Source organism: Streptomyces pseudovenezuelae (genome assembly GCF_001513955.1).
Classification (GTDB): domain Bacteria; phylum Actinomycetota; class Actinomycetes; order Streptomycetales; family Streptomycetaceae; genus Streptomyces; species Streptomyces pseudovenezuelae.
Window position 1 is genome coordinate 101,738 of sequence record NZ_KQ948154.1, and the last position, 17,975, is coordinate 119,712.

The 17,975-nt window shown below is 70.7% G+C and carries 14 protein-coding genes; 3 read left to right on the top strand and 11 right to left on the bottom strand.

All coding sequences use genetic code 11. The features are described from left to right. Positions 1–71: 71 nt before the first annotated feature. The 3 genes from AQI94_RS39030 to AQI94_RS39040 form a co-directional block, all read right to left on the bottom strand. The gene (locus tag AQI94_RS39030) at positions 72–1,517 is read right to left on the bottom strand and encodes an aldehyde dehydrogenase family protein (protein WP_031039059.1); all 1,446 of its coding nucleotides are present in this window, start codon (positions 1,515–1,517) and stop codon (positions 72–74) included. An 89-nt stretch (positions 1,518–1,606) separates the two neighbouring features. Then, complete coding sequence (locus AQI94_RS39035; protein ID WP_062230253.1) at positions 1,607–3,265, bottom strand: PucR family transcriptional regulator; 1,659 nt, start codon at positions 3,263–3,265, stop codon at positions 1,607–1,609. A 117-nt stretch (positions 3,266–3,382) separates the two neighbouring features. Then, on the bottom strand, positions 3,383–5,509 hold the full coding sequence (locus AQI94_RS39040) for a hypothetical protein (RefSeq protein ID WP_031047616.1): 2,127 nt from the start codon (positions 5,507–5,509) through the stop codon (positions 3,383–3,385). Between the two features lie 250 nt (positions 5,510–5,759). Between AQI94_RS39040 and gabT the strand changes: the two genes are divergently transcribed. Both gabT and AQI94_RS39050 read left to right on the top strand, forming a co-directional pair. Next, entirely contained in the window at positions 5,760–7,094 is a 1,335-nt protein-coding gene (gene gabT / locus AQI94_RS39045) for a 4-aminobutyrate--2-oxoglutarate transaminase (protein ID WP_031047618.1), read from the top strand. A 419-nt stretch (positions 7,095–7,513) separates the two neighbouring features. Continuing rightward, positions 7,514–8,110, top strand: coding sequence for a phosphatase PAP2 family protein (locus AQI94_RS39050; RefSeq protein ID WP_062230301.1), 597 nt, complete (start codon positions 7,514–7,516; stop codon positions 8,108–8,110). A gap of 133 nt (positions 8,111–8,243) precedes the next feature. Here AQI94_RS39050 and AQI94_RS39055 read toward each other — a convergent pair whose 3' ends face one another. The 7 genes from AQI94_RS39055 to AQI94_RS39085 form a co-directional block, all read right to left on the bottom strand. Beyond that, positions 8,244–8,699 (bottom strand): hypothetical protein, encoded by a 456-nt coding sequence (locus tag AQI94_RS39055; protein WP_031047624.1) that lies wholly within the window; start codon positions 8,697–8,699, stop codon positions 8,244–8,246. A 120-nt stretch (positions 8,700–8,819) separates the two neighbouring features. Next, complete coding sequence (locus AQI94_RS39060; protein WP_031047627.1) at positions 8,820–10,238, bottom strand: NAD(P)/FAD-dependent oxidoreductase; 1,419 nt, start codon at positions 10,236–10,238, stop codon at positions 8,820–8,822. Positions 10,239–10,274: 36 nt separating this feature from the next. Next, positions 10,275–11,075, bottom strand: coding sequence for an ABC transporter permease (locus AQI94_RS39065; protein WP_031047629.1), 801 nt, complete (start codon positions 11,073–11,075; stop codon positions 10,275–10,277). After that, entirely contained in the window at positions 11,076–12,005 is a 930-nt protein-coding gene (locus AQI94_RS39070; protein ID WP_031047631.1) for an ABC transporter permease, read from the bottom strand. It abuts the gene before it with no gap. Beyond that, positions 12,005–13,171: an ABC transporter ATP-binding protein gene (locus AQI94_RS39075; protein WP_031047636.1), complete on the bottom strand. Its 1,167-nt coding sequence runs from the start codon at positions 13,169–13,171 to the stop codon at positions 12,005–12,007. The genes AQI94_RS39070 and AQI94_RS39075 overlap by 1 nt, the downstream gene beginning before the upstream one ends. Further along, positions 13,168–14,415, bottom strand: a complete 1,248-nt coding sequence (locus AQI94_RS39080; RefSeq protein WP_031047639.1) for an ABC transporter substrate-binding protein — start codon at positions 14,413–14,415, stop codon at positions 13,168–13,170. Before AQI94_RS39080 ends, AQI94_RS39075 begins: the two co-directional genes overlap by 4 nt. A 56-nt stretch (positions 14,416–14,471) precedes the next feature. After that, positions 14,472–16,007: a gamma-aminobutyraldehyde dehydrogenase gene (locus tag AQI94_RS39085; protein ID WP_031047642.1), complete on the bottom strand. Its 1,536-nt coding sequence runs from the start codon at positions 16,005–16,007 to the stop codon at positions 14,472–14,474. Between the two features lie 211 nt (positions 16,008–16,218). Between AQI94_RS39085 and AQI94_RS39090 the strand changes: the two genes are divergently transcribed. Beyond that, positions 16,219–16,788, top strand: coding sequence for an NADAR family protein (locus AQI94_RS39090; RefSeq protein ID WP_031047645.1), 570 nt, complete (start codon positions 16,219–16,221; stop codon positions 16,786–16,788). 50 nt (positions 16,789–16,838) lie between these two features. On the opposite strand, the gene AQI94_RS39095 is transcribed toward AQI94_RS39090, so the two are convergent. Beyond that, positions 16,839–17,507, bottom strand: coding sequence for a DUF4190 domain-containing protein (locus tag AQI94_RS39095; RefSeq protein WP_031047648.1), 669 nt, complete (start codon positions 17,505–17,507; stop codon positions 16,839–16,841). Positions 17,508–17,975: the final 468 nt, after the last annotated feature.

A 17,975-nucleotide genomic window follows, 5' to 3' on the forward strand; every position in this document is an offset into this window, starting at 1 on the left:
CACACAGGAAGGGGCCCGGCACCGGAAGGCATCGGTGCCGGGCCCCTTCGGGGTTCCCCCAGAGGGTTTCCCTAGAGAGCGAGGCCGGTCAGCACCAGCACCCGCTCGTAGGTGTAGTCGTCCATCGCGTACCGCACGCCCTCGCGGCCCACACCGGACTGCTTGACCCCGCCGTACGGCATCTGGTCGGCGCGGTAGGAGGGCACGTCACCGACGACCACGCCGCCGACCTCCAGGGCGCGGTGGGCGCGGAAGGCGGCCTGGAGGTCGTGGGTGAACACGCCTGCCTGGAGGCCGTACTTGGAGGAGTTGACCGCGTCGAAGGCGGCCGTCTCTCCGTCCACCTTCTGCACGGTGAGGACCGGCCCGAAGACCTCCTCGCAGGAGATCGTCGTGTCCGCCGGGACGTCGGCGAGGACGGTCGGCGCGTAGGAGGCGCCGTCGCGGTCGCCGCCGGTGAGCAGGGTGGCGCCCGCCTCGACGGCCTCCTTCACCCACGCCTCGACGCGCACCGCCGCGTCCTCGCTGACCAGCGGGCCGACGTCGGTCTTGTCGTCACCCGGGTCGCCGGTGACCTGGGCCTCGACGGCGGCGACGATCCGCGGGAGCAGCCGGTCGTAGACCGACGCGTCGGCGATCACCCGCTGCACGGAGATGCAGGACTGGCCGCCCTGGTAGTTGGAGAAGGTCGCGATGCGGGTCGCGGCCCAGTCGAGGTCCTCGTCGCTCGCCCAGTCGCCGAGGACGACCGCGGCGCCGTTGCCGCCCAGCTCCAGGGTGCAGTGCTTGCGGGGCACCGAGTCCATGATCGCGTAACCGACCTTCTCGGAACCGGTGAAGGAGATCACGGGCAGCCGCTCGTCCTGGACGAGGGCGGGCATCCGGTCGTTCGGGACGGGCAGGATGCTCCACGCGCCTGCGGGCAGCTCGGTCTCGGCGAGGAGTTCGCCGATGACCAGCCCGGAGAGCGGGGTCGCCGGGGCGGGCTTCAGGATGATCGGGGCGCCGGCCGCGATCGCCGGGGCGATCTTGTGGGCGCAGAGGTTGAGCGGGAAGTTGAAGGGCGCGATCCCGAGCACGACCCCCTTCGGGAAGCGCCGGGTCAGCGCGAGACGGCCCTGGCCGCCGGGGTCGGTGTCGAGGCGCTGGGCCTCACCGCCGTTGAACCGGCGGGCCTCCTCAGCGGCGAACCGGAACACCGAGACGGCACGGCCGACCTCCCCCCGGGCCCACTTGATCGGCTTGCCGTTCTCGGCGGAGATCAGCTGGGCGATCTCCTCGGTGCGCTCGACGAGCCGGCGGCTGACGTGGTCGAGGGCGGCGGCGCGGACGTGGGCGGGAGTGGCGGCGAAGTCCTCGCGGACGGCGTACGCGGCGGCCACGGCCTCCTCGGTCTGCGCGTCGCTCGGCACACTCACCGTGCCGACCAGCCGGCCGTCCCACGGAGAGGTGACATCGAAGGTGTCCTCGCCGGTGACCTGGCGGCCGGCGAGCCAGAAGGCGGTGGTGGAAGTCATGCCCCCACGGTAGGGCCGTGAGGTCGCGAGGGAATTTGTCCGGGGTGTAGCAGTGGGGCGGACCAGCACTCCGGCCCGGCCAATCGCCGCTACTGCGCGGCCGTCGTCTTCAGCGCCAGCCACAGCTCCATGCGGACGTCCGGATCGTCCAGGGAGCGGCCCAGGATCTCCTCGACCCTGCGCATCCGGTACCGCAGGGTGTGCCGGTGGACGCCCAGGTCGGCGGCGGCCGCGTCCCACTGGCCGTGCCGGGAGAGCCAGGCCCGCAGCGAGGCGACCAGGTCGCCCCGGCCGGTCGCGTCGTGCTCGTGGAGCGGCCGCAGCAGCCCGTCCGCGAAGGCCCGCACCGCCTCGTCGGCGAGCAGCGGCAGCACGGAGCCGGAGGCCAGCTGTTCGTGCTCGACGTACACCCGGCCCCGCCGCCGGGCCACCGAGAGTGCCTGTTCGGCCTGCTTGTAGGCGGCCGCGGCAGCGATCGGTCCGGCCGGCGCCGAGACACCGACGACGAGTTCGCCCTCGTCCCCGGCGACCGCCTGCTCGCTTGTGCGCGCCGCCTCCAGGGCCACCGCGTACTCCCCGCACGCGGTGGCGGCGGCCCCGCCGTCCGAGGCCAGCACCACCAGCCGCTCCCCCTCGGGCACCACGAGCACGCTCTCCCCCGAACGGGCCGCGGCGGACTCCACGATCTCGGTGAGCGCCCCGAGCGGATCGCCCATCGCGTCGGCGGCCGCGGCGAGCGCGGCGGCGGACGGGACCCGGGCGGGGGTGTCGGGCACGATCCGCACCGACGACACGACCACCGTCTCCGCCACGACCAGCCGGAAGGGCGCGTCCAGGAGCGCGCCGTACAGGTCGCCCGCGACGGTGCGCGCGTGCTCCGGCTCCCCCGCGAGCAGCATGCGCAGTACGGCCGTCCCGATCCGTTGCTCGGCGGCCTGCAGCGAGCGGGAGCGCTCGGTCGTGAGCGTCAGCAGCGCGATCGCCGAGTGCACCGCGTACCGCTCCGCCGTCCCGAGCGCGGCGGCCGTCCCCACCGCCAGCGCGGCGCGCGGCCGCCGCCCGGTGCCCAGGGAGTGCAGTTCCACGCGGTCGTCGTTGTCGGGCGGGCCGGCCCCGCCGACCACGGAGGAGGCGGGCGCGGGCCGCTCCCGCAGGCGTTCCACGTCGGCGGTGATGCGCGCGGCCCGGCGGCCCGCCCACTCCGGAGCGGCGGCGACGACGGCGCCCGAGGCGTCGTAGAGCGCCGCCCAGCCGTCCACCTGGGAGGCGAGCGCGGCGAGCAGCCCCTCCGGGCCGTCGGTCAGCGCCTGCCTGGTCAGTTCGCGCTGGGCGGCGAAGCCCGCGGTGACGGAACGGTACTGGTCGGCCGCGATCGCCGCGGACACGGCCTTGCTGATGGCGAGGAAGGGGGTGCGGCGCGGCACTTCGAGCAGCGGGAGCCCCTCGTCGCGGGCCGCCTCGACCAGGGCCCCGGGGATCTCGTCGTAGTTGACCCCGACGGCGAACCCGAGTCCCACCACCCCCGCTCCGGCCAGCCGCTTCACATACCGCCGCATCGCCTCCGGATCCTCCGCGTCCAGCTTCAGCGCGGTGATCAGCAGGAGCTCGCCGCCCTCCATGTAGGGGACGGGATCGGCGAGCTCGCTCACGTGCGCCCAGCGGACGGGGACGTCCAGCCGGTCCTCACCCGCGCGCACGGTCAGCTTGAGCGCGGAGTGGTGGACGAGCGAGGCGAGGGTGGGTGGCATGGGGCCTTCAGAGCGTCAGGAGCAGTGATCGCTGCGATCTTTTGGCCGCCGTGTATGAACGGCCTGTGACGATTCTGCCTCACCGTACGGTCATCGGGGTACGGTCATCGGGTCGCGTCATCCCCGCAGATCGACCAGCAGCGGCGGCGCGTGCTCACCCGTGACCGTGGTCAACGACAGCACCGCGTGCCCGGGCGGAACCCCGTGCGCCAGTTCGGACGCGGACCACCGCTCCCGCTCGACCTGCCGTACGGTCACCGCCCGCGCGGTCGGCGCCTTGCCGGTGATGACCTGGCGCACCGCGTGCAGCACCTTGCCGGCCGGGGTCTCGGCGATGATCTGCCGGTCGGTGACGTCCCGCGCCTCGATCCACTCCTTGCCCCACACCTCGGCGAAGTCCTGCCCGTCCCACGGGGTGAGCCCGGACAGCGCCATCCGGCATCCGATGGCACCGAGCAGGGGCCCGCGCAGCGGCCGCGGTACGTCGTCCAGCGTCCGCAGCGTCAGCACCACTCCCGCGTTTCCGGACCGCAGCCGCTGCACGCCCCGTACGGCTTCGGGCGTCACGATCCCCGTGGCGTCGTCGACCACCAGACAGGCGAACAGCGACCGGTCCTCGCGCACCGCGACGCTCGCCGTGAACTGGGCGAGCACCAGCCGCGCCAGGATCCGGGAGGCGTCGGCGTGCCCGCGCTGGGGCAGGTCGATCCGGACCCGGACGGGGTGGTCGAGGGCCTTCAGCGAGAACGGCCGCGACTGCCCGGCCGCGTCGGAGCCCGCGCTCTGGAAGAACGCGGCGAACGCGGGCCGGTCGAGCAGCGCGATCCGGTCCGCGAGGATGCCCCCGACATCCCCCGGGTTCCCCATCTGCCGCTCCCGCGCGTCGAGTTCCCGCAGCAGCGACTCCTGCCGGGAGTCCTCGAGCCCCTTCCGCAACGCGGCCATCGGCCCGGGCGCCCCGTCGAGCAGCTGCCGCAGCTCCGGTACGGAGGGGAAGCGGCCATGGACCGCCCGGAACGGCCCGAGGAGCTGGGCCAGCACGGTGGTGGACCGCCGGGTGTCGCCCCCCTGGTGCGGCTCGGCGAGGTCCCCGACGAGCGCCTCGGCGAGCACGGCCGCGGCCTCGTCCGGATCGGTCGTGCCCCCGTACAGGTCGAGGTCGTACACCGACTCCGGATTCCCGATCTGTACGACGACGTCGTAGGCGTCGGCCGGTCCGAGCCCCGCGCCCGCGGCACCGACCACCACGACGGCGGCCCGCCCGGCGAGCGCGTGCAGACACAGCGACTCGGCGATCGGCCTGATGACGGTCCCGGTCTTCCCGGACCCGGCCGGCCCGACGGCCAGCAGCGAGGTCCCCAGCAGCTCGGGCCCGAGCCCGAGCCCGGCCCCGCGGTAGGCGTACGGATTGCGGGCGTCGTCGGCGGTGGTCCCCAGCCGCACCTGGCCGGTGAGGAGATCGTGCCGGGCGAGCCGGGCGGGCAGGTCCCGCTCCCCGGAGGGGTGCAGACAGGCGGCGGCGCCCTCCTGGAGCACGGCACCGGTGAACGTGGCGAGGCTGAACCGGCCGCTGCGCACGCCCTGCCAGGCCCGCGCGATCCGGGCATGGTCCACGTCCCGCATCACCCCGGCCCTGGCCTCGGCGGCCAGCCGCTCAGCGGCGTCGGCGGCACCGGCGGCCCGGAGCTGGGGCCATTCAGCGGGGTCCTCGGCCGGCACCGCGACGGGCTGCTGCCGCGGCGGCTTCCGGCGCAGGTGCGGCAGGACGAAGCGGCGCCACACCTCACCCCAGCGGCCGAGGCGGCCCACGACGATCATGATGGCCAGAGCGACGATCAGCTCGTACCCCTCGTAGAGGAGGTAGTTGCCGACGTCGCTGCCGCCGCCGCGCCAGGCATCGGGGATGAGCAGCTTGAACGGCACGAGCCACCAGTCGCCGACATATCCGTTCTGCAGCAGCGACCAGACAAGCCAGCCCACAAGGAACGCGATCAGCGCGCCACTGATCAGCTGGCGGCCGGGGATGAGTTCCGGTTCCGCCTCCGGCCGGGGCCGGTGCCCGAACCGCCACACGCCGGGCAGGGTCTCGGGCCGCGGCGTCCGCAGCCATGTCAGGAACGCCGAGCTGTCCGGGTGCGGCGGCACCGAGGGCGCTTCCGAAGGCATCGGCGGCATCCCCGACCGTGCCCGCGGCACAGGATTCGCATGCGTACCCCGCGCGTCCTGCGTCCCGTCGCTGTCCATCGCCCCTGCTCCCGACCAGCCGTTCCGTCCACCGTCAGCGGCCAATCTAACGCGCCCGCAAAGGGAGTTCACCGATTGCGGGGCCGAGCCGTCACACCGTCCCGGAAACCGGCTATGTCCACCACGGACAACGCGCTCCCGCGACAACGCCCACATGGAGCATGCCCACCCCCCGTCCCCGGTCCTAGCCTGCGAGAAAGACTGGACAGAGTCCGCGAAATCTCCGCCCGCAACATCCCAGGAGCCCCTCATGACCGCACTTCCGCAGGAGCGCCGCGTCGTCACCGCCATCCCCGGACCCAAGTCGCAGGAGCTGCAGGCCCGCCGGCTCGCCGCGGTGGCGCAGGGTGTGGGGTCCGTACTGCCCGTCTTCACGGCGCGCGCGGGCGGCGGGATCATCGAGGACGTCGACGGGAACCGGCTGATCGACTTCGGTTCGGGCATCGCCGTGACCTCCGTCGGCGCCTCCGCCGAGGCCGTCGTGCGCAGGGCCTCCGCCCAGCTCGCCGACTTCACCCACACCTGTTTCATGGTCACCCCGTACGAGGGCTACGTGGAGGTCGCCGAGGCCCTCGCCGAGCTCACCCCGGGTGACCACGCCAAGAAGTCGGCCCTGTTCAACAGCGGCGCCGAGGCCGTGGAGAACGCCGTCAAGATCGCGCGGGCGTACACCAAGCGGCAGGCCGTCGTCGTGTTCGACCACGGCTACCACGGCCGGACCAACCTCACCATGGCGCTGACCGCGAAGAACATGCCGTACAAGCACGGCTTCGGTCCCTTCGCCCCCGAGGTCTACCGCGTCCCCGTCGCCTACGGCTACCGCTGGCCCACCGGCCCCGAGAACGCCGGTCCCGAGGCCGCCGCCCAGGCCATCGACCAGATCACCAAGCAGGTCGGCGCGGAGAACGTCGCCGCGATCATCATCGAGCCCGTCCTCGGCGAGGGCGGCTTCATCGAGCCGGCGAAGGGCTTCCTGCCGGCGATCAGCAGGTTCGCCGCGGACAACGGCATCGTCTTCGTCGCCGACGAGATCCAGTCCGGCTTCTGCCGTACCGGCCAGTGGTTCGCCTGCGAGGACGAGGGCATCGTCCCGGACCTGATCACCACCGCCAAGGGCATCGCCGGCGGTCTTCCGCTCGCCGCCGTCACCGGCCGCGCCGAGATCATGGACGCCGCGCACGCCGGCGGCCTCGGCGGCACGTACGGCGGCAACCCGGTCGCCTGCGCCGGCGCGCTCGGCGCCATCGAGACCATGAAGGAGCTCGACCTCAACACGCGGGCGAAGGCGATCGAGGCCACCATGAAGGCCCGGCTGACCGCCATGCAGGACAAGTTCGACATCATCGGCGACATCCGGGGCCGCGGCGCCATGATCGCCATCGAGCTCGTCAAGGACCGTACGACCAAGGAGCCGAACCCGGAGGCGACCGCCGCCCTCGCCAAGGCCTGCCACCAGGAGGGCCTGCTGGTCCTGACCTGTGGCACCTACGGCAACGTGCTGCGCTTCCTGCCGCCGCTCGTCATCGGCGAGGACCTGCTGAACGAGGGCCTCGACATCATCGAGCAGGCCTTCACCCGCATCTGACGTCACAGGGACAACGCAGCAGGTCGGAAGCGGACTCACACCTTCCGACGCGGGCCGTCACAGCCCTGACGTCCCTTGGGATTCCGGGGCTGCGGTGGCGAGCGGCAGAGGGTGTGAAGAAGGTGTGCGAGGTGGTGGTGAGGTTGGGATTCTGCCTGTCGTACGCCCTCGCGCTGCCGTAGGTTCTACCCAGATGAGAGATACACCCCGCCCACAGGGGACTGTGGGTGACATCAGGACGGGGCCTCCCCAGCTTCGACCTGGTCGTGCCCTCGCGCACACAACTGGAGCTTCTGGCTCTGGATCTCCTCACCGATCGGACAGTCGCCCGCCCCAAACCCCCCGGGGCGGCCGACCATCCGATCCGATCGGCCGCCTCGGAACCACCCCCCCCTGTTCCGGGGCGGCCGGCCTTCCTCATCCTCCTTCTCGGAATTCCGGCCCTCCTCTTCGCCCTGATCACCTGGCAGGTCGTCGAGGACGGGCCGCTTCTGCGTGTCGACGAGCGGGTCAGCCGCGCGCTGATCCATCCGGACCGCGTCTCGGCGGCCCTGTCCGACCTGGGCAACATCGAGATCGCGGTCCCGGTCCTGGTGGTGGCCCTCCTCTGGTCGGCCCGGCAGGCCCGTCGCAGTGGTACGGACCGCTGGTGGCTGCCGTCCGCCGCGGCGGCCGTACTGATGGCCCTGGTCCCGGTCCTGGTGGTCCCCCTGAAGGAACTCACCGACCGCCCGGGCACGGCCGTGTCGCCCGGGACCGGCTACTACCCCTCGGGCCACACCGCCACCGCCGCCGTCGCGTACGGCGCCGCCACCCTCCTGGTCCTGCCCTGGCTCCGGTCCACCCGGACCCGTCGCGCGCTCGTCCTCGGCTACGGCCTTGTCGTCCTCGGCGTCTCCTTCGGCCTGGTCCGCCGCGGCTGGCACTGGCCCCTGGACGTGGTGGGCAGCTGGTGTCTGTGCACGGTCCTGCTGGTCGGGTTCCGGCTCCTGCCGGCACGGCACAGCCGCCGCTGAACTCCTGGGCACACTGGGCGTGGCCGCTGTCGGCGGGGGACGCCCGCAGCGCCGCACTCCCACTGTGCACAGGAGTCCTCGGGTCCGCGTCGGCCGCACGGGCGGCCGACCGGGCCGTACTGCGACCGTCGGCTCAGCCGTCACCCTCCGTCGCCAGGCCCGCCGCCGCCTCGTGCATCGCGAGTTCCAGCAGCGCCGGATCGACGAGGATGCCGGAGCCGTCCGGCGGGACCAGCCAGCGCACCCCTCCCCCGGCCACCCGGCCCGGGTACGGCACGACGATCCAGGTGCCGGCGCCGGCCGTACGGATACCGGTGCCCAGCCAGCGGGCCGCGGTGCCCGGCGGCACGAAGAACCCCATGCGCGCGTCGCCGAAGTCGACGAGCACCGGGCCGAGCCGGTCCAGGATGCGGGTCAGGACGTCGAGCGTCGGATAGCCGAGCTCGCCCGGCAGAATCAGTACGTCCCAGGCCCTGCCCGCCGGAAGCAGCGCCACCCCGAGGGGGTTGCGCTCCCACTCCCAGCGGCAGGCCTCGGGATCCGGTGCGACGGATGCCAGCCACTCGACCGCCGTCTTCGCCCCAGTCATGAGAAGACCTCCCTTTCTCTCGTCGACGCTGTTCGCGTCACGAGGGAGAGGAAGGTCTCCCGGTGAGCATTACGCGGGTTCTGACCACCCGTTGGGGTGAACCAGATCACATACGATCGTTCAGCTGTCGAATCCCAGACCGAACCTGTCCATGGTCCGCAGCCACAGGTTGCGCCGCCCGCCGTGTTCGTCGGCCCGGGCCAGGGACCACTTGGTGAGAGCGATACCGGTCCAGGCGAAGGGTTCCGGCGGGAACGGCAGGGGCTTCTTGCGGACCATCTCCAGCGAGGTCCGCTCGGTGGTCTCCCCCGCCAGCAGGTCCAGCATCACGTCCGCCCCGAACCGGGTCGCCCCGACGCCGAGCCCCGTGTAACCGGCCGCGTACGCCACCTTGCCGTGGTGGGCGATGCCGTAGAACGCGGAGAACCGCGAGCAGGTGTCGATCGCGCCGCCCCACGCGTGCGTGAAGCGGAGACCCTCCAGCTGCGGGAAGCAGGTGAAGAAGTGCCCGGCGAGCTTGGCGTAGGTCTCCGGCCGGTCGTCGTACTCGGCCCGCACCCGGCCGCCGTACGGGTAGACCGCGTCGTAACCGCCCCACAGGATCCGGTTGTCGGCGGAGAGCCGGAAGTAGTGGAACTGGTTGGCCGAGTCCCCGAGCCCCTGGCGGTTCTTCCAGCCGACCGCCGCGAGCTGTTCCTCGCTCAGCGGTTCGGTCATCAGGGCGTAGTCGTAGACCGGCACGGTGTATGCCCGGACCCGCCTGACCAGGTTCGGGAAGATGTTCGTGCCGAGCGCGACCTTCCGGGCCCGGACGGAACCGTACGGAGTGCGTACGGCCATGCCGGCGCCGTACGGCTTCAGACCGAGCGCGGGAGTGTGCTCGTAGACCCGCACGCCCAGCCTCAGGCACGCCCGCTTCAAACCCCAGACGAGCTTGGCCGGGTTGAGCATGGCCACGCCCCGGTGGTCCCACAGCCCGGCCTCGAAGGTCGGTGAGGCGACCTGGTCGCGCACCGCGTCGGCGTCCAGGAACTCGACGCCGTCGGCGAGGCCCTTCTCCTGGAGCTCCGCGTACCAGTCACGCAGTTCCCTGGCCTGGTACGTCTCGGTCGCCACGTCGATCTCGCCGGTGCGCTCGAACTCGCAGTCGAGGTCGTGCCGGGCGACCGCCTTCTCGATCTCGTCGAGGTTGCGGGCGCCCAGCTCCTGGAGCGTGTGGATCTCGTCCGGCCAGCGGGTCAGCCCGTTGGGCAGACCGTGGGTGAGGGAGGCGGCACAGAAGCCGCCGTTGCGGCCGGAGGCGGCCCAGCCCACCTCACGGCCCTCCAGCAGGACGACATCCCGCCCGGGATCGCGCTCTTTCGCGTTGAGCGCGGTCCACAGTCCGCTGTATCCACCGCCGACGACCAGCAGGTCGCAGGTCTCGGCGCCGGTGAGGGCGGGCTCGGGGTGGGGCCTGCCGGGGTCGTCCAGCCAGTACGGGACCGGCCGGGCTTCGGACAGTGCCTTGGTCCAACGGCTCATGGCGCTCGGGGCCATGATGTCAACTCCCTACGGAAGGCTCTGCGAAAAGGCCTATGCCTTTTGCTTGTTGCGACGGTTGCTGATGACCATGGAGGTCAGCACCAGAAGCACGGCGACGAGGAACATGGTCGTGCCGATGACATTGATCTGCACGGGCGTTCCGCGTTGTGCCGAACCCCAGACGAACATGGGGAAGGTGACGGTCGATCCCGCGTTGAAGTTGGTGATGATGAAATCGTCGAAGGAGAGCGCGAAGGACAGCAACGCGCCCGCGGCGATTCCGGGGGCCGCGATGGGCAGGGTCACCCGGAGGAAGGTCTGGACGGGACTCGCGTACAGATCCCGGGCCGCCTCCTCCAGGCGCGGGTCCATCGACATCACGCGCGCCTTGACGGCGACGACGACAAAGCTGAGGCAGAACATGATGTGGGCGATCAGGATCGTCCAGAAACCCAGCTGAGCACCCAGGTTGAGGAACAGGGTGAGCAGCGAGGCCGCCATGACGACCTCGGGCATCGCCATCGGCAGGAAGATCAGCGAGTTCACGGTGCCCCGCGCGCGGAACCGGTAACGGACCAGCGCGAAGGCGATCATGCTGCCGAGGACGGTCGCGCCGACCGTCGCCCAGAAGGCGATCTGGAGGCTGATCGACAGCGAGCCGCACATGTCGGCGACGCCGCAGGGGTCCTTCCAGGCGTCCGTGGAGAACTGCTGCCACTCGTAGTTGAAACGGCCCTTCGGTTTGTTGAACGAGAACACCGTGACGACGACGTTCGGCAGCAGCAGATATCCGAGAGTCAGCAGTCCCGCGATGACGACGAAATGACGCTTGAGCCAGTTGACGAGGGCCATTTAAACCAGATCCTCCGTCCCGGACTTGCGGATGTAGAAGGTGACCATGAGGAGAATCGCGGCCATGAGGATGAAGGAGAGGGCTGCCGCCGTCGGATAGTCCAGAATCCGCAGGAACTGGGTCTGGATGACGTTTCCGATCATGCGCGTGTCGGTCGAGCCGAGGAGTTCGGCGTTCACGTAGTCGCCGGCCGCCGGGATGAAGGTCAGCAGGGTCCCGGAGACCACGCCCGGCATCGACAGCGGGAAGGTCACCTTGCGGAAGGTGGTGACCGGCTTGGCGTACAGATCGCCCGCCGCCTCGTGCAGCCGCCCGTCGATGCGCTCCAGGGAGGTGTACAGCGGCAGGATCATGAAGGGCAGGAAGTTGTACGTCAGACCGCACACCACCGCGAGCGGGGTGGCCAGGACGCGGTCGCCGGTGGTCCAGCCGAGCCAGCTGGTGACGTCGAGGACGTGCAGGCTGTTGAGGGCGCCGACGACCGGGCCGCCGTCCGCGAGGATCGTCTTCCAGGCGAGGGTGCGGATCAGGAAGCTGGTGAAGAACGGCGCGATCACCAGGACCATGATCAGGTTCCGCCAGCGTCCCGCACGGAAGGCGATCAGATACGCCAGCGGATACCCCAGCACCAGACAGAGGATCGTCGCGGCACCGGCGTACAGGATGGAGCGCAGGAACTGCGGCCAGTAGTCGGCCAGCGCGTCCCAGTAGGTCGCGAAGTGCCAGGTGACCTTGTAGCCCGTCTCCAGGGAGCCGGTCTGCACCGACGTGGAGGCCTGGTAGATCATCGGCAGCGCGAAGAAGACCAGCAGCCACAGGATGCCGGGCAGCAGCAGCCAGTACGGCGTGAAGCGGCCCCTTCTGCGCGGGGGCTTCTTCTCGGGCGCGGTCGGGGAGAGCGGCGGGGGCGCCTCGGTGAGCGTCGCCATCAGACCGTCGCCTCTTCCTGGATGCCCGCGTCGATGTCCTGGTCGGCGTCCAGGCCGAAGGTGTGCGCCGGGTTCCAGTGCAGGACGACCTCGGCGCCGGGCACGAGCCGGTCGTCGCGGTCGATGTTCTGGGCGTAGACCTCGAACTCGGGGCAGACGGGGCTGTCGATGACGTACTGCGTGGAGACGCCGATGAAACTCGAGTCGGCGATCTTCCCGGTGATCCGGTTGCGGCCCACGGGGATCTCGCCGGCCTCGTCGGCGTGGGTGAGGGCGATCTTCTCGGGCCGGACGCCGACCAGCACCTTGCCGCCGGTCGTGGTCGGTCCGGCGTACCGCGCCTCGGGCAGCACCAGCTTGCCGCCGCCCGCCTTCAGCACGATCTCGCCGCCGCTCCTGGAGTCGACCTCGGCCTCGATGAGGTTGGAGGTGCCGAGGAAGTTGGCGACGAAGGTGGTGTTCGGGTTCTCGTACAGGTCGGTCGGCGAGCCCAGCTGCTCGACGCGGCCCGCGTTCATCACGGCGACCGTGTCGGCCATGGTCATGGCCTCCTCCTGGTCGTGCGTGACGTGCACGAAGGTGATGCCGACCTCGGTCTGGATGCGCTTGAGCTCCAGCTGCATCTGGCGGCGCAGCTTGAGGTCGAGGGCGCCGAGCGGCTCGTCCAGGAGCAGCACCTTGGGCGTGTTGATCAGCGCCCGCGCCACCGCGACCCGCTGCTGCTGACCACCCGACAACTGGTGCGGCTTCTTACGGGCCTGCTCCCCCAGCTGCACGAGTTCCAGCATGTCCTCGACCTGCTTCTTCACCGACTTGATGCCCCGTCGGCGCAGGCCGAAGGCGACGTTCTCGAAGATGTCGAGGTGCGGGAAGAGGGCGTAGGACTGGAAGACGGTGTTCACCGGCCGCTTGTAGGGCGGCAGCCGGGTGACCTCCTGGTCGCCGAGGTGCACGGTGCCCGTCGTGGGCTCCTCCAGACCGGCGATCATGCGCAAGGTGGTCGTCTTGCCGCAGCCGGAGGCGCCGAGCAGAGCGAAGAAGGAGCCCTGGGGCACGGTCAGGTCCAGCGGCTGTACGGCCGTGAAGCCGTTGTCGTACGTCTTGCTGATGCCGGACAGTCGGACGTCGCCGCCGGTCTCGGTGTTCTTGTTCGTCACGGTGATCACGCCCCAGTCAGCTTCGCGAACTTCTCTTCAAAGGCCGTCTCTTCCTTCGCGCTCAGGGAGCGGAAGGCGTGGGACTTCGCGGCCATGGCCTTGTCGGGGATGATCAGCGGGTTGTTCGCCGCATCCGGGTCGAGCTTCGCCAGCTCGGGCTTCACACCGTCGACGGGCGACACGTAGTTGATGTACGCGGCGAGTTCGGCGGCCGGCTTCGGCTGGTAGTAGAAGTCGATGAGCCGCTCGGCGTTCGTCTTGTGACGCGCCTTGTTGGGGATCAGCATGTTGTCGGTCGACGTCATGTATCCGCTCTCGGGAATGATGAAGTCGATGTCCGGGCTGTCGGCCTTCAGCTGGACGACGTCACCGGCCCAGGCGACACAGGCCGCGAAGTCGCCGCTGGTCAGGTCCGAGGTGTAGTCGTTGCCGGTGAAGCGGCGGATCTGTCCCTTGTCGACGGCCTTCTGGAGGCGCGCGATGGCCGCGTCGTAGTCGTCCGCGGTGAAGTGCGCGGGGTCCTTGCCCATGTCGAGCAGGGTCATCCCGATGCTGTCGCGCATCTCCGACAGGAAGCCGACCCGGCCCTTGAGCTTGGTGTTGTCGAGCAGGTCGGAGATGGACTTCACCTCCTGGCCGTCGAGCGCCTTCTTGTTGTAGGCGATGACGGTCGAGATGCCCTGCCACACGTAGGAGTACGCCCGCCCCGGGTCCCAGTCGGGTTCGCGGAACTGCTGGGACAGGTTGGCGTACGCGTGCGGCAGGTTGGACGCGTCCAGTTTCTGGACCCACCCGAGCCGGATGAGCCGCGCGGCGAGCCAGTCCGTCAGCACGATGATGTCGCGCCCGGTGTCCTGCCCCGCCGCGAGCTGCGGCTTGATCTTGCCGAAGAACTCGACGTTGTCGTTGATGTCCTCGGTGTACTTGACCGAGATACCGGTCTGCTTCTTGAACTGGTCGAGCGTGGGATGGTGCTTCTCGCTCTCGTCCACGTCGATGTACTCGGTCCAGTTGGAGAAGTTGACGGTCTTCTCCTTGGCCGAGTGGTCCTCCGCGGAGACGCCGCCCTGGGTGTTGCCGGCCGCGGGGATGCCGCAGGCGCTCAGCGCGCCGAGGCCGCCGACCGCGAACGCGCCGCCCGCGGAGGCGCGCAACAGGGACCGCCGGGTCATGGCGGCCCGGCCGCTTCGGAAGCTGCGCCGCATGGCGGCCACTTGGGCCGGCGACAGGCGGTCGGGCTCGTACTGCTCCATGCGCTGGTGCCCTTTCGGGAAAGTGGGCGGCCGCGGGTCGGGCGGCCTGTGTACGGCTATCGGTCCCCGAAGATCGTGCGGTGCCAGTCCTTCCTGACAACCGCCGTATTGTCGAACATAACGTGCTTGATCTGGGTGTACTCCTCGAACGAGTACGAGGACATGTCCTTGCCGAAGCCGGACGCCTTGTACCCGCCGTGCGGCATCTCGCTGATGATCGGGATGTGGTCGTTGATCCACACGCACCCGGCCTTGATCTCCCGCGTGGCCCGGTTCGCCCGGTAGACGTCCCGGCTCCAGGCGGAGGCGGCGAGCCCGTAAGGAGTGTCGTTGGCGAGCCGGATGCCCTCGTCGTCACTGTCGAACGGCAGCACGACGAGAACAGGCCCGAAGATCTCGGACTGGACGATCTCGCTGTCCTGGGCGGCGTCGGCGACGAGCGTGGGCTTGTAGTAGGCGCCCTTTGCGAGCTCCCCGCCGGGCGCCTCTCCGCCGGCCACCACGCGCGCGTAGCCCCGCGCACGGTCGACGAACCCGGCGACCCGGTCCCGCTGGGCGTGCGAGATGAGCGGCCCGAGATCGGTACCGGCGGCGAACGGGTCCCCGAGCCGGACGGTCTCCATCAGGGCGGCGGTCCGCTCCACGAACGCCTCGTACAGCGGCCGCTGCACGTACGCGCGCGTGGCGGCCGTGCAGTCCTGCCCGGTATTGATGAGCGCGCCCGCGACCGCCCCGTTGACGGCGGCCTCCAGGTCGGCGTCGTCGAAGACGACGAAGGGAGCCTTGCCGCCGAGTTCCAGATGGAGCCGCTTGACGGTGGCGGTGGCGACCTCGGCGACGCGCTTCCCGACCGCGGTCGACCCGGTGAAGGAGGTCATGACCACGTCCGGATGCCCGACCAGGCACTCCCCCGCCTCCTTGCCGGTCCCGGTGACGATGTTGATGACACCGTCGGGAATCCCGGCATCGGTGGCGGCCTGGGCGAAGAGCAGCGAGGTCAGAGGCGTGATCTCGGCAGGCTTCAGCACGATGGTGTTACCGGCGGCGATCGCAGGAAGGATTTTCCAGGCGGCCATCTGGAGCGGATAGTTCCAGGGCGCGATGGACCCGACTACCCCGATGGGCTCACGCCGTACGTACGAGGTGTGATCACCGGAGTACTCCCCGGCGGACTGCCCCTGAAGATGCCGGGCCGCCCCCGCGAAGAAGGCGGTGTTGTCGATGGTCCCGGGGACGTCGAACTCCCGGGTCAGCTTCAGCGGCTTCCCGCACTGGAGCGACTCCGCACGGGCGAAGTCCTCGGCGCGCTCGGCGAGCACGGCGGCGAACCGGTGCAGGGCGTCGGACCGGTCCCCCGGAGTGGCGGACGACCAGCCGGGGAAGGCGGCGTGGGCCGCGGCGACGGCGGCGTCCACGTCCTCGACGCCCGCCAGCTCGTACGTGAAGACCTCCTCACCGCTCGCGGGATCCACGACCGCGTGCGTACGACCGGAGGTCCCCTTGGTGAGACGCCCTCCGATGAACTGCGCGCCTTCGGCGAACCGCTCCTGCGCCGCGAACCGTTCCGGGATGGCACTGCCCGGGTTGTGCATGTCGCTCTCCTCCGCCGTCACCCCGCGGTGGCCGCGGGCGGGTGGCGTAGCTCCAGCTCGATTTGAGTGCCGATCCTGACAGAGCAATGGCACTCCTACAAGTGATTCCGTTGTTGCCTTTCGGTTACGCGACGGAATCTGTCGACCAGGTGTCGAGTCGCCCGCGAAAAGGAAGGACGGACTGTCAGTGGTTCCTGCCAGACTCGCGTGCATGGGGAAGGTCACGGGGAAGATCGATTCACAGGATGCCCTGGTCAAGCAGGTACGGGCCGGAGCGAGGCCGAAGTATCTGCACTTCTGGGGCCATCGCCCGCGCGCGGACGGCCGGGTCGGCGCGAGCTGTCTGAGCCAGTGGTGGCCGTCACCGTTCGTGGTGGACGGAGTGGTCTATGCGACCGCCGAGCACTGGATGATGGCGTGCAAGGCGCGACTTTTCGAAGACCAGGAGGCCGAGCGGCGCGTGTTGGCCGCCGGGCACCCCTCCCAGGCCAAGAACGCGGGCCGTCTGGTCCGCGGCTTCGACGAGGAGACCTGGCGGCGCGAACGCTTCGGGCTGGTCGTCGAGGGCAGTGTCCACAAGTTCGCCGCCCACGAGGACCTGCGGGAGTACCTCCTGGCCACCGGCGACCGGGTCCTGGTGGAGGCCAGTCCGGTGGACCGGGTGTGGGGCATCGGACTCGCGGCGGACGACGAGGCGGCGAGCGACCCCGAGCGCTGGCGCGGCCCCAACCTCCTGGGCTTCGCGCTCATGGCGGCGCGGGACCGCCTCAGAAACGCCTGAAGGGGACCCCCGCATCGCGGTGGATCCCCTTCGTCCTTCCCCGTCCGGTACTACGCCACCGAGGCGGCCGTCGCCACGACGGCCAGGGACCCGTCGTAGTAGTCGGGGTCGTCGTCCGAGTTGATGGCGGCCGTGATGCCGATGACGAGCAGGACGATCACGACGACGCCGAGGATCGTCCCGATGATCCCCATGATGAACCCGGCCTGCGCCTGCCCGCGGTTGGTGGCCTCACCCCGCTCGGCCCGCTTGCGCCCCTTGATCCCGAACACGATGGCCAGCACCCCGAGCACCAGCGAGAGGATGCCGTACATGCAGAACAGGGCGCAGGACAGGATGCCCAGCACCATCGCGGCGACGCCCATGCCGTTCTGCGGAGGCATGGGCGGGGCCCAGCCGCCGTACCCCTGCGGGCTCTGCGGATACCCCGGGTAGCCATAGCCGGCGGGGGCACCGGGGCCCTCGGGCCCGATGGGCGGCGGCGGCACGGAGGCGGGTCCGCCGGGTATGCCGGGCGCGGGGTAGCCGTACCCCGCGGCGCCGGGAGGCGGGAAGCCGTATCCCTCGTTCGGCACGGAGGTCACGGTGGCCTGATCATGCACGGACGGCGACGGCGGCCGGGCGTCCCCGGGCGACGGGCTCTTCTCCAACGAGGGCCCACTCTCCGGTGGCGCCCACGGGTCCCGGCTGTCCCCGCTCGACTGCGTTCCGTCCGTCATGCTCACGTCCCCCTAGGTCGTTCGTGCGGCCATGTTACGGGAGCCGTATGCGACCGGAGCAGGCCGTCTCGTGCGGCGCGCAGGGGGTGCCGGGTCAGGCAGTCGGGCGACTGCGCGTCCGTCGTAGCTGGTCGCGCAGTTCCCCGCGCCCCTGAGGGGGGTGCAGTCACCGGCACCACGACGGAACCGTTGGCCGGGTACGGCGAGAAGGGGCCGGGGTGGGGGGTGTCCGCCCGCAGCGGCCGGCGTCCGTTACAGGGCCCTTTTGGAGGGACCGAGCCGCCGGACCGAGGACGGACACCCCCCACCCCGGCCCCGACCCCACCACCCACCCGCCCCTCCAGGGGCGCGGGGAACTGCGCAAAAACGCCCGCCCCCACCGAACCCGCACCCGCCTAACATGTTCCGCATCGATCAGCCGATCACCGCGCCGCACAACACCCCACCGTGCCAGGCGCCCAGCAAGGG